This is a genomic window from Caballeronia sp. LZ028, assembly GCF_031451415.1.
GTDB classification, from domain to species: domain Bacteria; phylum Pseudomonadota; class Gammaproteobacteria; order Burkholderiales; family Burkholderiaceae; genus Caballeronia; species Caballeronia zhejiangensis.
Genome location: NZ_JARUXN010000003.1, coordinates 110453 through 124933, shown reverse-complemented (window position 1 = coordinate 124933; position 14481 = coordinate 110453). Strand labels below are relative to the sequence as shown.

Annotated in this window: 14 protein-coding genes; 7 read left to right on the top strand and 7 right to left on the bottom strand. The window is 64.1% G+C overall.

From position 1 onward, the window contains the following. Positions 1-14 precede the first annotated feature (14 nt). Genes QCE58_RS18165 through QCE58_RS18140 form a run of 6 tightly spaced genes read right to left on the bottom strand, consistent with a single transcriptional unit; the run spans position 15 to position 5668 of the window. Positions 15-1154, bottom strand: a complete 1140-nt coding sequence (locus QCE58_RS18165) for an acyl-CoA dehydrogenase family protein (RefSeq protein ID WP_008347336.1) — start codon at positions 1152-1154, stop codon at positions 15-17. An 8-nt stretch (positions 1155-1162) separates the two neighbouring features. Beyond that, positions 1163-2356: an acyl-CoA dehydrogenase family protein gene (locus QCE58_RS18160; protein WP_250522157.1), complete on the bottom strand. Its 1194-nt coding sequence runs from the start codon at positions 2354-2356 to the stop codon at positions 1163-1165. A gap of 59 nt (positions 2357-2415) precedes the next feature. Then, on the bottom strand, positions 2416-3204 hold the full coding sequence (locus tag QCE58_RS18155) for a citryl-CoA lyase (RefSeq protein ID WP_250522156.1): 789 nt from the start codon (positions 3202-3204) through the stop codon (positions 2416-2418). 9 nt (positions 3205-3213) lie between these two features. Continuing rightward, positions 3214-3717 (bottom strand): MaoC/PaaZ C-terminal domain-containing protein, encoded by a 504-nt coding sequence (locus QCE58_RS18150; RefSeq protein WP_008347330.1) that lies wholly within the window; start codon positions 3715-3717, stop codon positions 3214-3216. Positions 3718-3724: 7 nt separating this feature from the next. Beyond that, positions 3725-4873 carry an acyl-CoA dehydrogenase family protein gene (locus QCE58_RS18145; RefSeq protein WP_250437016.1) on the bottom strand — a complete coding sequence of 383 codons (1149 nt, stop codon included), beginning with the start codon at positions 4871-4873 and terminating at the stop codon, positions 3725-3727. A 42-nt stretch (positions 4874-4915) separates the two neighbouring features. Further along, the gene (locus QCE58_RS18140; RefSeq protein ID WP_033535894.1) at positions 4916-5668 is read right to left on the bottom strand and encodes an SDR family NAD(P)-dependent oxidoreductase; all 753 of its coding nucleotides are present in this window, start codon (positions 5666-5668) and stop codon (positions 4916-4918) included. Positions 5669-5895: 227 nt separating this feature from the next. On the opposite strand from QCE58_RS18140, the gene QCE58_RS18135 reads away from it, so the two are divergent. From QCE58_RS18135 to QCE58_RS18105, 7 genes are all read left to right on the top strand, one after another. Beyond that, on the top strand, positions 5896-7779 hold the full coding sequence (locus tag QCE58_RS18135) for a feruloyl-CoA synthase (protein ID WP_250522155.1): 1884 nt from the start codon (positions 5896-5898) through the stop codon (positions 7777-7779). Between the two features lie 20 nt (positions 7780-7799). Continuing rightward, positions 7800-8939 carry an acyl-CoA dehydrogenase family protein gene (locus QCE58_RS18130; protein WP_008347322.1) on the top strand — a complete coding sequence of 380 codons (1140 nt, stop codon included), beginning with the start codon at positions 7800-7802 and terminating at the stop codon, positions 8937-8939. Positions 8940-8974: 35 nt separating this feature from the next. After that, positions 8975-10162, top strand: coding sequence for a lipid-transfer protein (locus QCE58_RS18125; protein WP_008347320.1), 1188 nt, complete (start codon positions 8975-8977; stop codon positions 10160-10162). Further along, positions 10162-10599 carry a MaoC family dehydratase N-terminal domain-containing protein gene (locus QCE58_RS18120; protein WP_008347319.1) on the top strand — a complete coding sequence of 146 codons (438 nt, stop codon included), beginning with the start codon at positions 10162-10164 and terminating at the stop codon, positions 10597-10599. The genes QCE58_RS18125 and QCE58_RS18120 overlap by 1 nt, the downstream gene beginning before the upstream one ends. A gap of 14 nt (positions 10600-10613) precedes the next feature. Beyond that, positions 10614-11030, top strand: coding sequence for a MaoC family dehydratase (locus QCE58_RS18115; RefSeq protein ID WP_008347317.1), 417 nt, complete (start codon positions 10614-10616; stop codon positions 11028-11030). Positions 11031-11052: 22 nt separating this feature from the next. Next, positions 11053-11874 carry an SDR family NAD(P)-dependent oxidoreductase gene (locus tag QCE58_RS18110; protein WP_250522154.1) on the top strand — a complete coding sequence of 274 codons (822 nt, stop codon included), beginning with the start codon at positions 11053-11055 and terminating at the stop codon, positions 11872-11874. Positions 11875-12208: 334 nt separating this feature from the next. Continuing rightward, the gene (locus QCE58_RS18105; RefSeq protein ID WP_250522153.1) at positions 12209-13192 is read left to right on the top strand and encodes a glycosyltransferase family 2 protein; all 984 of its coding nucleotides are present in this window, start codon (positions 12209-12211) and stop codon (positions 13190-13192) included. A 45-nt stretch (positions 13193-13237) separates the two neighbouring features. Here QCE58_RS18105 and QCE58_RS18100 read toward each other — a convergent pair whose 3' ends face one another. Then, on the bottom strand, positions 13238-14398 hold the full coding sequence (locus tag QCE58_RS18100; protein ID WP_175982038.1) for a CaiB/BaiF CoA-transferase family protein: 1161 nt from the start codon (positions 14396-14398) through the stop codon (positions 13238-13240). Between the last annotated feature and the right edge of the window lie 83 nt (positions 14399-14481).

Below are 14481 nucleotides of genomic sequence, written 5' to 3'. Positions count from 1 at the left end.
CGGACGCGCGCGTCTCACGCGGCGCGCGCGCGCGCCTCAGGCTCGATCGGCAGATTCGCCAGCACGTCGGCGTGAAATTCGGCATCGCCCAGACGTAGCGACGCCACCATCAGCGACTTGAAGTAATCGCCGACAGCCAGTTCCGCCGTAACGCCCATGCCGCCGTGCAACTGCACGGCCTGCTCGCCGACGAAACGCGCCGCGCGGCTCACGATCAGCTTCGCCGACGAAATCATGCGACGCCGCTCGATGACGCTCGGATGATCGATGGCCGATGCCGCCAGATGCGCCATCGACAACGCCAGCTCCTTTTGCACGGCCATGTCCGCGACGCGATGGCGCAACGCCTGAAAGCGCGCGAGCGGCTGGCCGAACTGCTTGCGCGTGCTCAGATATTCGGCCGTCATCTCGACGAGGCGTTCCAGCGCGCCCGCGCTCGCCGCGCATTGCGCCGCGATGCCGAGTTCGAGTGCGCTTTCGAGCATCGCTTCGCCGCGCGCGGCATCGCCGATGAGCGCGCTTTTCGGCACGCGCACCGCCTTCAGCGTGACTTGCGCATCGTGCGTGCCGTCGAGCGTCGGATAGGCGCGAATCGTCACACCGGCAGCCGACGACGGCACGACGAACAGCGACATCGCCTGCGCCGACGCGTTCCACGCCGATACGATCAGCGATTGCGCGACGGCGCCATGCCATACGTGAACTTTCTCGCCGTCGAGCAGGAAGCCGTCGTCACGCGCTTCGGCTACCGTCGACGGACGCGCGAAGTCGTAGCGGGCACACGGCTCCTGATACGCGAGCGTCACGATCTCGCGGCCTTCGGCGATCGGCGGCAGCCACGCTTCGCGTTGCGCTTCGGTGGCGTATCGCTGAATCAGCCCGGCCGCCATGACCGCGCACGGAATGAGCGGCTCTGGCAAGCACGCGCGGCCCGCTTCGAACTGAATGGCGAATGTGTCCGTGGCTTGGCCATCGAAACCGCCGTGCTCGGAGCCGATCACGAGCCCCAGCACGCCGAATTCCGCGTAGGTTCGCCACGCGTCGCGGCTGAAACCGTTCGCCTTGCGGCGCGCCTCCAGCGGATAGCGCTCTTCCGTGAAGCGCCTCAGGCTGTCCGCGAGCTGGCGCTGTTCTTCGCTGTATGAAAAGTCCATGTCCGATCTCATCCCTCGATGACCGCTTTCGCAATGATTTCCTTCTGCACCTCGTTCGTGCCGCCGTAGATGGTCGGCTTGCGCATTTCCAGATAGAAGCTGCCGATGCTCGCGCCATGACCGGGATCGGGCGTCCATCCGTCGAAGCCGTCGGCGAGCCAGTCGGGCGAGAACGGCACCGCATTCGGCCCGGCGATATCGAGTTGCAGCGCCGACAACGACTGCTGCAGTTCGGACCCGCGAATCTTGAGGATCGACGATTCCACGCCCGCGCCGCGCTGACTCGCCTGCGACGCGACGCGCATCAGCAGCATTTCGAGCGCCAGCACTTCGGCCTCGATGCACGCGATCTTCTCGCGCACGCGCAAGTCGTCCGCGAGCGGCTTGCCGTGGCGGCGCTCGCGCTGCGCCAGCGCCTTCACGTAATTCAGCTCGCGTCTGCAATTGCCGATGCCCGCGATACCCGTGCGCTCGTGGCCGAGCAGGTATTTCGCGTAGGTCCAGCCGCAGTTCTCCTCGCCGACGAGGTTTTCGACGGGCACCTTTACTTCGTCGATGAAGACTTCGTTGACATCGGTGAGGCCTTCGAGCGTGCGGATCGGACGCACGGTGATGCCGGGGCTTTTCATGTCGATCAGCAGCAGCGAGATGCCGCTTTGCGGCTTCGCTTCGGGATCGGTCCGCACGAGACAGAACATCCAGTCGGCGTGCTGCGCGTAGGTCGTCCAGGTCTTTTGCCCGTTGACGATGTAATGGTCTCCGTCGCGCACCGCCCGTGTTTTCAGCGAGGCGAGATCCGAACCCGCGCCCGGTTCGGAATAGCCTTGACACCACCAGTCCTCGGCGGTCGGAATGCGCGGCAGGAAGCGCGCCTGCTGCGCCTTGCTCGCGAACTTCATCAGCACCGGGCCGATCATGTTGAGGCCGAATGGAAGCTGACGCGGCGCACCCGCGATGCCGCATTCGATGTCGAACAGCAGCCGCTGCAACGCACTCCAGCCCGTGCCGCCGAACTCGGCCGGCCAGCCGGGCGCGCCCCAGCCATGCTGATACAGAATGCGCTGCCAGCGCACGAAGTCGTCGGCATCGAGGTGACGATGATTGAGCACTTTCTCTCGCAGATCCACGGGCAGGTTCTCTGCGAGAAAGCGGCGTACCTGGTCGCGGAACGCGAGATCCGCGCTTGAATAGCTGAGGTTCATGGCACTTCCTTCTGGAGGCGCCCCTTCGCGGAGCGCCTGAGTTAGCGTCGGCTGGCGGCTCAGCGCGTGCGTGAGCGCGCCGGAATTTCGTTGCGCTCGTCCTGCGTCAACACAAGATCCCAGATTTGCTGCGCGACCGGGTACTGACGCTCCTCGTACAGATGCGCGATGAGCCCCGCCGCGCGCCCGACGAGCATGAAGCCGCGCGCGAGCAGCGGATCGAGCGACATGTCCGCGACGATCGCACCGATCGCGCCCACGGCGTTGAGCGGCAGGTTCTTGCCGTGCTCGTCGCGCAGCACGCGCTCGATCGCGAACACGAGCCGCCAGTGCTTGCCGAAATAGCCGTTGTCGCGCGATGCCTGCGCGAGCGTCGCGACGCGCGGATCGCCGTGGATGTGGATCGGATGCCCGACGCCGTAGATCGGCTGCTTCGCTTCCTTCGCGCGCCGCACGGTCTCGCGCGCGCACGCGGTGATGTCGTCCTCGCTCGCGTCGTCGCGCAATTCGCGTCCGGCCTTGATGAGCATCTCCGCCGCGTTCTGCGTCGTGCCGAGAAAGACGCTGCCCGCGCCGAGGAGCCCAGCCGCGACCGCCGCCTGCATCGCCTCGGGCGCGCCGAGATACGTGAGACGCGCGCTCATCGCGGAAGGCGTCAGGCCGTGATCGCACGCCGTCACGAGAATGAGATTGACCATGCGCTTTTCGCGCTCGTCGGGCACGCGGTTCAGGATCGTCAACATCATCGTTTCGACGAAGTCGAGTTTGCCCAGAATGTCCTTCGACAGATCCCTGCCGCGCACGGTGATCCTGTCGATCGTCGTGTAGCCGATTTCGGTGCTGACCATGCTGTCTCCTTATGAATCGTTCTGCGCGCGGCGCAGGACCATCATGCGTACGTCGCATTCGCAGACGGTCTCGCCGCGCTGATTGACCGCCACACGCCTGAAATCGACGATGCCGCGCGCCGGGTTCGACGTCTCGCGCCTGTCGCTGATTTCGATGCGCGCCTTGATCGTGTCGCCGATGAGCGTCGGCTTCGGAAAGCGGATGCGCGTCTCCAGCATGCCGATCAGCGACGGCTCGAGCAGTTGATTGACCACCGTGCGCGTGTTCAATCCCGACACGATCGACGCGACGAGCATGCCGTGCGCGATGCGCGCGCCCCACGGCGTGCTCGCGGCGTACTCGGCATCGACGTGCACGCGGTTGTAATCGGCGGAAAGCGCGGCGAAGCTCACGACGTCCGCTTCGGTCACGGTGCGGCTCGCCGTTTCGAACGAGAAGCCCGGCTCCAGGTCTTCCCAGTAGTAGCGCGCGGTGTGGAGGTCGCGCGGCGCGAGCATGTTTTCCTGGTTCATGCGCGCCTCACACGATGGCCGACATGCCGAGCACTTCGCGCCCGACGATCAGCGTCTGCACTTCGGCGGTGCCTTCGGGAATGGTGCCGCCGCTCGTGTCGCGGAATATGCGCTCCAGCGGATACTCCGTCGAATAGCCGATGCCGCCGTGCACGCCGATCGCGATCTTCGCCACTTCATGCGCCGCTTCGGCGGCATAGAGCTTCGCGATCGAGCATTCGATGCGCGCGGGCAAACCCTTCTGCAACGCGACGGCCGCCTTGTAGCCGAGCGCGCGCGCAGCTTCGGTGCGCACCATCATGTCGACGATATGCTTCTGCACGAGCTGGAACTGGCCGATCGGCTTGCCGAACTGCTTGCGCGTCTTCGCGTATTCGACGGACAGATCGAGCGCCGCCTGCGCCGCGCCGACCGCGCCCATCGCAATATTCATGCGGCCGTAGTTCAGTCCGATCGCCATCACCTTGAGGGCGCCGCCTTCCGCGCCGAGCAGGTTTTCCTTCGGAATGCGCAGATCGTTGAGAAACAGCTCGGACGTGCCCGACGCCTTCAGCACCATCTTGTCGACGAGCCGCGCCTCGACGGGCGTCTGCGACTTGTCGACCAGAAAGAGCGAGTGGCCGCCGTCGCACGTCTTGCTGTGCGTGCGCGCGAGCACGATGGCGTAATCGGCCGCGACGCCGTTCGTGATCCACAGCTTCGTGCCGTTGAGCACGTAGTGATCGCCGCGATCTTCGGCGCGCGTTTCGATGCCCGCCGGATTCGAGCCGTGATTCGGCTCGCTGAACGCGACGCACGCGCCCTTTTGCGACGCAAGCACGGGCGCGAGAAAACGCGCCTTCTGCTCGTCGTTGCCCTGATGCGAAACGAGGCGGCAGAACACGTTCGTGATATTGACGATGGTGCGCAGCGAGCCCCAGAAATAACCGCATTCTTCGAGCATCATCGCCCAAGTGACGAAATCGAGGCCCATGCCGCCGTCTTCTTCCGGCAGCAGGCCGCCGATATAGCCGAACTGGCTCACGCCCGCGAGCAGGTCGAGCGGAATGCGCCGCGCCTTCTCGCATTCGTCGATGCGCGCCACGACTTCATTGCGCATATAACGGCGGATGCTGTCGCGCAGCGCGACCTGATCCGCGTCGAAATCAAAATCCATGTGCCACCTGCGTCTTCGAATGATGGGTAAATGAATGCGCGTTCAGGACGAGAAGCGCCCGCCCGTGACGTACAGCGTGACGCCGGAGATGTAGCGCGCGCGCTCCGACGCGATGAACGCAACCGCCGACGCGATGTCGCCGGGCATGCCGAGAAAGCCGACCGGCGTTTTCGCGATCGCCGAGTCGCGCAGCGTTTCGTACGTGGGATTGGCGCGCATCAGTTCGGTCTCGACGAAGCCCGGCGCGACCGCGTTCACGGTGATGCCGAACTTCGCCTGTTCGAGCGCGAGCGCGCGCGTGAAACCGATCAGGCCAAGTTTGGCGGCGCTGTAGTTGGTTTGCCCCGGATTGCCGAACACGGAGCGCGAAGAGATGTTCACGATGCGCCCCCACTTGCGCGCCATCATGCCGGGCAACACCGCGCGGCTGCTGTGAAACGCGCCTTTCAGGATCACGTCGACGACGGAGTCCCATTCGGGCTCGGTCATCTTCGTCAGATAGCGGTCCTTGTTGAAGCCCGCGTTGTTCACGAGGATGTCGACGCCGCCGAAGGCTTCGTCCGCCGCGTTCGCGACGTGCCGCACTTCGTCCTCGCTGCATACGTCGCAGCGCACCGCGATCGCCTGCGCGCCGCTCTTTTGCAGGCCGCTTGCGACTTCGTCTGCGGCGGCGGCGTCGATATCGGACACGACGATGCGCGCGCCTTCCGCCGCCAGCATGCGCGCGACTTCCGCTCCAATGCCGCGTCCGCTGCCCGTGACGAGCGCGACCTTCCCGGCGATACCCAGATCCATGACGTCTCCCTTTGATTCGATGGCTTCACCGATGCGCGTTTTCAGCGACTTCGCGTTGTGCCGCATCGTGGAATGAAGATACGCTGCGGCGCCACAGGAGCCGCCACCCACCTCGGGTGGTCGCCGCCTTGCGCGCAAGCCGTATGCTTCTGAAAAGTGCAGAGCGCTCGCATCAGGCACCCAAGCCCGATCGGAAAGAAGCCAAACATGCTCAGGAGGCAGGCGTAATGAGTACGTTAGAAGCAAGCGACGCGACGAAGCCGCGATATCGTCCCGTGCGGTTTCCGCAACGCCGCACGCTCGTGGAGCGCCGCGCCGACGGCACGCTGATTCTTCGCTGCGACCGTCCGTTGCCGGACATCGCGCAGCGTTCCTTCGCCGATTTCATTCCGCTCTGGGCCGCCGAACGCGGCGACACGCCCGCCTTCTGCGAGCGCGGCGAAGATGGCGCGTGGCGCGCGTTGAGCTGGAGAGAACTGTGGCGGCAAGTCCGCACGGTCGGCGCCGCGCTGCTCGAAATGGGCCTCGGCGCGGAACGTCCGCTGATGCTGCTGTCCGGCAACTCGATCGAACAGGCTGTCGTGCTGCTCGCCGCCGAATACGCGGGCATTCCGAGCGCGCCCATTTCGCCCACTTATGCGCTGCTCAGCAAGGACTTCGCGCGACTCAAGGCGATTTGCGAACGCGTGCCGCCCGGCGCGGTGTTCGTGCAGGAAACCGGTCCGTTCGCGCGGGCGCTCGCGGCGCTGCCGCTGAACGGCGCGCCTGTCATCGCAGTGAAACAGGCGCTGGCAGGACACATCGCATGGGACGCGTTGACCGCTCTTCCGCTATCGGACGCGCGGCTGCAAACGGTCGAGCAAGCGCATGCGGCCATCCAAAACGACGACACCGCGCGCGTGCTCTTCACCTCCGGCTCGACCGGCGCACCGAAGGGCGTGCGCCTCACGTACCGCAATCTCGGCGCGGTGGCGGCCTACTATTCGGACAATCTCGCGTGGCTGCGCGAATCGCAGCCCGTGTTCCTCGACTGGCTGCCGTGGCATCACGGCCTGGGCGGCGTGCTGCATCTCGGGCGCGCAATCCAGTTCGGCGCGACCCATTACATCGACGATGGCCGGCCGCTTCCCGGCATGATCGAGCGCACGCTGCGCAATCTTCGCGACGTCGCGCCGACCATCTATACGAGCGTGCCGTCCGCCTGGGCCGCGCTGTCGAACGAACTCGAACGCGATCCGCTGCTCGCACAGAATCTCTTCGGCAAAGCCAGCTTCTTCGGATATGGCGGCGCGAGCATGCCGGTCGAAGTGTGGAACCGCATTCAGGCCGTCGCGGAGAAGACCATCGGCGAGCGCATGACGTTCTGCTCGGGACTCGCGGCCACGGAAACGTCGGGAATGGGCACGTACTGCGGCTGGGCGACCGACACACCGGGCAATATCGGCACGCCGTCGCTCGGCACCGAAGTCAAGCTGCTGCCGCTTCCGGGCGGCGACGGACGCTATGAAATCCGCATACGCGGCCCGAACGTGTTCGGCGGCTACATCGGCCAGCCGGATTTGACCGCCGCCGCTTTCGACGAAGAAGGCTTCTTCCGTTTCGGCGATGCCGTGCGCCTCGCCGATCCCGCCGATCCGGCGAGGGGCATGGAGTTCGCGGGCCGCACCGTCGAAGACTTCAAGCTCGCGAACGGCAGTTGGGTGCGCGTCGGCGCGTTGCGGCTCGCGCTCGTCGACTGCTGCGCGCCGCTCGTTTCCGACGCCGTGATCTGCGGTCACGACCGCGACTATCTCGCGGCGCTCGCCTGGCCGAACGTCGCGGCATGCCAGCGCCTCGCGCCCGAGCTCGCGTCGCTGGATGCGAAGTCGCTCATCGCGCATCCGCTCGTCATCGGAGCTTTGCGCGAACGGCTCGTGCGGCAAAAGCCCGCCGGCGCGACGCTCGTCATCGAACGGCTCATGCTGATGGCCGAACCGCCATCGCTCGATGCCAACGAAATCGCCGACAAAGGTTACGTCAATCAGGCGACCACGCGCGCGCGCCGGGCGCATCTGATCGACGAGCTGTACGGGACCGAACCGGGCCAGCACATCGTCCGCGCGCGCCGATAACAGAACAAGAGGAGCTTGCAATGCACATCAATCGAACCGTCTTCAGAGACGATCACGAAATGCTTCGGACTACTGCGCGCAGATTCTTCGAGCGCGAATGCGTTCCGCGCCAGGCGCAATGGGACAAGGCCGGTTGCGTGGATCGTGAAACATGGCTCAAGGCCGGCAAGCAAGGGCTGCTGTGCACGTCGATTCCGTCGGAGTACGGCGGCGGCGGCGGCGACTTCGGGCACGTCGCCGTGCTCGTCGAAGAGATGGCGCACACGGGCGTGAGCGGACCGGGCTTTGGCGTGCACTCGGACATCGTCGCACCGTATATCGCGCGCATCGGCAATGAAGAGCAGAAGCAGAAATGGCTTCCCGCGATTTGCGCAGGCGAGCAGATTCTCGCGATCGCGATGACCGAGCCCGGCGTCGGCAGCGATCTCAAAGCCGTGCGAACCACCGCGCGGCGCGAAGGCAACGAGTACGTCATCAACGGCAGCAAGACCTTCATCACGAACGGTCTGAACTGCGATCTGATCGTGGTCGTCTGCACGACCGATCCGGCCGCGGGCGCGAAGGGCGTGAGCCTGATCGTCGTCGAAGCGACGCGCGAAGGCTTTCGCCGCGGCCGCAAGCTCGACAAGGTCGGATTGCACGCGCAGGACACCGCCGAACTCTTCTTCGACGACGTGCGCGTGCCCGTCGCGAACCGGCTCGGCGACGAAGGCAAGGGCTTCGCCTATCTGATGGCGGAATTGCCGCAGGAACGGCTCTCGATCGCGGTGAGCGCGGCGGCGCGTCTCGAAACCTGCCTGCAGCACACGATCGATTACGTGAAGGACCGTCGCGCGTTCGGACAGACCGTGTGGGACTTTCAGAACACCAAGTTCAAGCTCGCGGACGTCAAGGCGCAGGCGATCGCGGTGCGTCTGATGATCGATCACTACATCGGCGAGCACACGCGCCGCCGGCTGACGCTCGAGGAATCCGCGATCGCCAAGCTCTATTCGACCGAAGCGCTCGGCAAGGCGCTCGACGAGATGGTGCAACTGCACGGCGGCTACGGCTACATGCTGGAGTATCCGGTGGCGCGCGCATTCGTCGACGCCCGTGTCTCGCGCATTTTCGGCGGCACCAGTGAAGTCATGCGAGACCTCATCTCGCGCAAGCTCTGAATCCATCGAATCCTCAATCACTGAAGGAGAAGCACATGAGTCGCAAGGTGTATGTCGCGGGCGTGGGAATGATTCCGTTCAAGAAGCCGGGTGCAAGCGAGACGTACGACGTGATGGGCGAAATCGCGATCCGCGATGCGCTCGCCGACGCCGGCCTCGACTTCAAGGCCATCCAGCAGGCTTACGCGGGTTATGTGTACGGCGATTCGACGTGCGGCCAGAAAGCGCTTTATCGCGTCGGCATGACGGGCATTCCGGTCATCAACGTCAACAACAACTGCGCGACGGGTTCGTCGGCGCTCTGGCTTGCGCGCCAGGCCGTGGAAAGCGGCGCGGTCGATTGCGCGCTCGCCTTCGGCTTCGAATTCATGCAGCCGGGACCGCTGCTGCCGAAATGGCCGGATCGCGCGGCCGCGCTCGAGCGTGCGATCAGCCTGACGAACGAACTCGTCGACAACACGGAAGTGCCCACGGCGATTCGCCAGTTCGCGGGCGCGGGCCAGGCGCACATGCGCAAGTACGGCACGAAGCTCGAAACGTTCGCCCGGATTCGCGCGAAGGCGAGCGAGCACGCGGCACGCAATCCGCTCGCGGTGTTCCGCAACGTCGTGACGACCGAAGACGTGATGAACGCGCCGATGCTCTGGGAAGGCGTGCTCACGCGCCTGATGGCCTGCCCGCCGACATGCGGCGGCGCGGCGGCGATCGTCGTGTCCGAGGCCTTCGCGCGCAAGCACGGCCTGCGCACCGACGTGCTGATCGCCGGCCAGTCGCTCGCCACCGATCTGCCGAGCACGTACGAAGCGCGCGACATGATCCGCGTCGTCGGCTTCGACATCACGCGCAACGCGGCGCAGCAGGCATACGAGCAGGCGGGCGTCGGTCCCGAAGACATCGACGTGATCGAACTGCACGACTGCTTCGCGCAAAACGAACTGCTGACCTACGAAGGACTCGGCCTGTGCAAGGAAGGCGAAGGCGAGCGCCTCGTCATGGATGGCGACAACACCTACGGCGGCAAATGGGTGACGAATCCGTCGGGCGGCCTGCTTTCCAAGGGGCATCCGCTCGGCGCGACGGGTCTCGCGCAATGCTACGAGCTGACGCATCAGTTGCGCGGCACGGCCGGCGACCGTCAGGTCAAGGACGCGAAGATCGCATTGCAGCACAACCTCGGGCTGGGCGGCGCGGGCGTCGTCACCATCTACAAGAAGACTGCGTAATGGCGATCGACAAACAACACATCGGCATGAAGTTGCCGGTCTATTCCGCGACGGCGGACGCGTGGCGTCTGCGCTTCTTCGCGAAGGCGATCGGCGAAACCAATCCGGTCTACTTCGACGAAGCCGCCGCTCACGACGCCGGTTATCCGGCGCTGCCGCTGCCGCCGACGTTCCTGTTCTCGCTCGAATTCGAGCAGCCGTCGACGGCGTGGCGCGAGGCGATCGGCATCGTCTCGTCGCGCATTCTCCACGGCGAGCAGTCGTTCACGTATCACCGCATGGCGTATGCGGGCGACGTGCTGCGCTTCGAGAGCCGCATCGCCGATATCTACGACAAGAAGAACGGCGCGCTGTGGTTCATCGTGCGCGAGACGCGTGTCACGAACCAGCGCGGCGAGCACGTTGCCGATCTGCGCAGCGTCGTCGTTCAGCGATAAGCGGGGAAATGCGAATGAGCACCATCAATTTCGATTCGATCCAGATCGGCGACAGCTTGCCGCCGCTCACCCTTCCGCCCGTCGACCGCACGATGCTCGCGCTGTTCGCGGGCGCATCGGGCGATCACAACGCCATTCACATCGACACCGACTATGCGCGGCGCGCCCGCGTGCCGGACGTGTTCGCGCACGGCATGTTGTCGATGGCCTGGCTCGGCCGGCTGTTGACGTCGTGGGTGGAGCAACGGCAGCTTCGTGCGTTCGGCGTGCGCTTTGTCGGCATCACGCAGCTCGGGCATGTCGTGACGTGCACGGGCAAGGTCACCGAAAAATTCGAAGCCGACGGCGAACGCCGCGTGCGGCTCGAGATCCAGACCGTCAATCAATATGGCGAACCGCGCGTGCTCGGCGACGCGGTGATCGCGCTCTGACTTCAATCATCAGGAAGACATCATGGGAAAGCTCGAAGGCAAAGTGGCATTGGTAACCGGCTCGGGACGCGGCATCGGTCAGGCGATCGCGATGAAGCTCGCGAGCGAAGGCGCGCACCTCGTCATCAACGATCTCGATGCCGAACCCGCGCAGGAAACCGTGGAACTGCTGCGCAAGCAAGGCACGGAAGCGGTGGCGTGTGTCGGTAACGTATCCGCGCCGGATTTTGCGGACCGGTTCATCGGCACGGCGATGAATTCGTTCAAGGGCATCGACATCATCGTGAATAACGCTGGTTTCACCTGGGACGACGTCGTGCAGAAGATGACCGACGAGCAATGGTACGCGGTGCTCGATTGCCATCTGACCGCGCCGTTTCGCATCCTGCGCGCCGCGTATCCGCACATCAAGGCGCTGCACGCCGCCGACAAGGAAGCCGGACGCGACAATTACCGCAAGATCGTGAACATTTCGTCGACGTCCGCGCTGAACGGTAACGCCGGTCAGATGAACTACTCGTCGGCGAAAGCGGGCGTGATCGGGATGACGCGCGCGCTGGCGCGCGAATGGGGCCGCTTCAACGTGAACGTCAACGCCGTGGCTTTCGGGCTCATCCATACGCGCATGACCGTGAGCACGGAGCAGGCGCAGACCGTGAAGATCGACGGGCGCGACATCCGTGTCGGCCTCAACGCCGACATGCTGAAGACGCACGCACAGCGCAATCCGCTCGGTCGTGGCGGCACGCCGGAAGAAGCCGCGGGCGGCGTTTATCTGTTCTGCTCGCCCGAGTCGAATTACATTACCGGCCAGACGGTGGCGGTTGCGGGCAACTTGCAGTAGAGCGATCGATTTTCCTTGGAGTGGCTGCTTCTCTTTGGCACGTTCGGATAGAGCCGAACGTGCCTTTTTGCTTTTTATCGCCATGGGAACGCGATAAGATTTCGAAGTCCATAATTGACCGCCTTCGCGTCAGCCCGGTCATTAATTCGTGAATAGCAGGAGAACTGAAGTATTAAGTTCTTGTTGAAACAAGATATAACAGGGAAAATCTGCTGAATTGAACCATGCACCGGTTTGGCAATAGTCAATGACCCTGATGCGTGCATGCGATGCACCAAGTAGAATCCCTAAGCCGTTCTACTGAAAAAGGTCTCGAAGCTGGGACTGACAATACATGCAAGCACCGCCAAAAATCAGTGTCCTGCTGCCCGTGTACAAAGTCGAGCCGTACATTGAAGAATGCCTCGACTCGCTATTGTCACAAACCTCCACCGACTTTGAGATTATTGCCGTCGACGACAGCAGTCCTGATCGATCCGGCGAAATGACTTCACGCATTCTGGAAAAGCAAAACAGAATATCGTGGAAACTCATCAAGAATCTCAAGAACAAAGGACTGGCCGAAACCCGCAAAATCGCCGCAATGGCGGCGCGTGGCGAATACGTTTTGTGCGTCGACAGTGACGATCACATTCATCACGACACCATTCGCCGTGTCATCCAGGAAGCCGACAAGCACAATGCAGACGTCGTGGTCTTCGCCGCCGAGAATCTGACGCCGGATGGCAAGGTCAATTACCGCATCGAGACGGGCGACGCCGTTATCAGCGGCATGCAGGCGGTCGAGAAAATCCTCGATTTGTCCTTGCAGGCGTATTGCTGCAACAAACTCGTGCGCCGTTCGATTTTTCTCTCCGTGGAACATCCGACCGGACTGATTTACGAGGATATCGTCGTCTCGGTCCAGACGCTCGGGAAGTCGAAAATCGTGCGGCTGATGCCCGATACCTTGTACGCGTATATGTATCGGGAAGCGGGAATTTCGACGCGCTTCAATCCGAGGATCGTGGATCTCTTTGCGATTGTCGATCGCGTGGAGAGACTAACGGCGTCGATGCCTATACCGAATTACCGGCGTCTGCTGTTCCGGTTGAAGTACATCTATGCGTATCGCACAATTGCGTTTCAGGCGGCGATGAAGGCGCCGACTTACGGTTCGGCGAAGCCGATTCTACGCAGCGTGTCGGAAAAGTTGCGCATGGCGCATTTGCTCGGCATGTATTCGGACAGTCGGCCGAAACTGTCGATCGTCATGGCGATGCTGAAGATTCATCCGTGGATTTTCTATTGCTTCGTCCGGCGATTCGGACAAAGGTAATCCTGCCACAGCGGCCGCGCTCCACGCGGCCGCTCGTCCCGCCGGTCAGTCTTCCGCGTTGAATCCCAATCCGCTCGCGCGCAAACGCGTCAGTTCCGCGTCGTTCAACCCCCAATCCCGAAGTGCATCGCGCCCGCCTTCGCCGCGTTGCGGCGCGGGGCGCGAGATCGCGGATGGCGTCGCGGAAAAGCGCGGCGCGGGCGCGGGCTGTACGACGCCATCGAACTCGACGAAGCTTCCGCGCGCCCGATGATGCGCGTGCGCCGGCGCTTCCGAGAAGCCGAGCACGGGCGCGACGCACGCATCGCTGCCATCGAACACGCGGCACCATTCGTCGCGCGTGCGCTCGGCAAAAGCCGCCGTGAACCGCGCCTTCAGCACGGGCCATCCGGCGCGATCGTGCTGCGCTGGCAAACCGGCATCGGCGAGCCCGAGCTTCTGCAGCAGTTCCGCATAGAAGCGCGCCTCCACTGCACCGACCGACATGTAATGCCCGTCGCGGGTGCGATAGCTGTCGTACCACGGCGTGCCGCCATCGAGCAGATTGCTTTCGCGCGTCTCGCGCCAGTTGCCCGATGCGATCAAGCCCCAGACGGTCGTGCCGAGTTGCGCGGCGCCTTCGATCATCGCGGCATCGACGACCTGACCCGCGCCGCCGCGCTGCACGTTGAGAAGCGCCGCCACGACGCCGAGCGCGAGCAGCATGCCGCCGCCGCCATAATCGCCGACGAGGTTGAGCGGCGGCACCGGCGCTTCGCCCGCGCGGCCGATTCCCGACAGCACGCCCGACAACGCGACGTAGTTCAGATCGTGCCCGGCGCTTTGCGCGAGCGGCCCCGTCTGTCCCCAACCGGTCATGCGTCCGTAGACGAGCTTCGAATTGCGCGCGAGCGCGGCGTCCGGGCCGAGGCCGAGACGCTCCATCGTGCCCGGACGGAATCCTTCGATGACGACATCCGCCTTCGACATCAGTTCGAGCGCGGCATCGGCCGATTCGCGCTTTTTCAGATCGAGCGTGACCGAGCGCCGGCCGCGCCCTGTCAGATTCTTGTGCTTGCCGCTGACCTTCGGTCCGAGATCGCCGGGCGCGACGGCCCGATCGATACGCAGCACGTCCGCGCCCATATCGGCGAGCAACATGCAGCCGAACGGCGCAGGACCGATCGCCTCGAATTCCAGAACCTTTATCCCGCTCAATACGCCCATGACTGCCCGCCTCCGCATTTAGAAGTTTTGCAATCTTGCCAGTAGGCCAGACGCGCGAACGCGCCGCGCCACCCGCTTCGGGT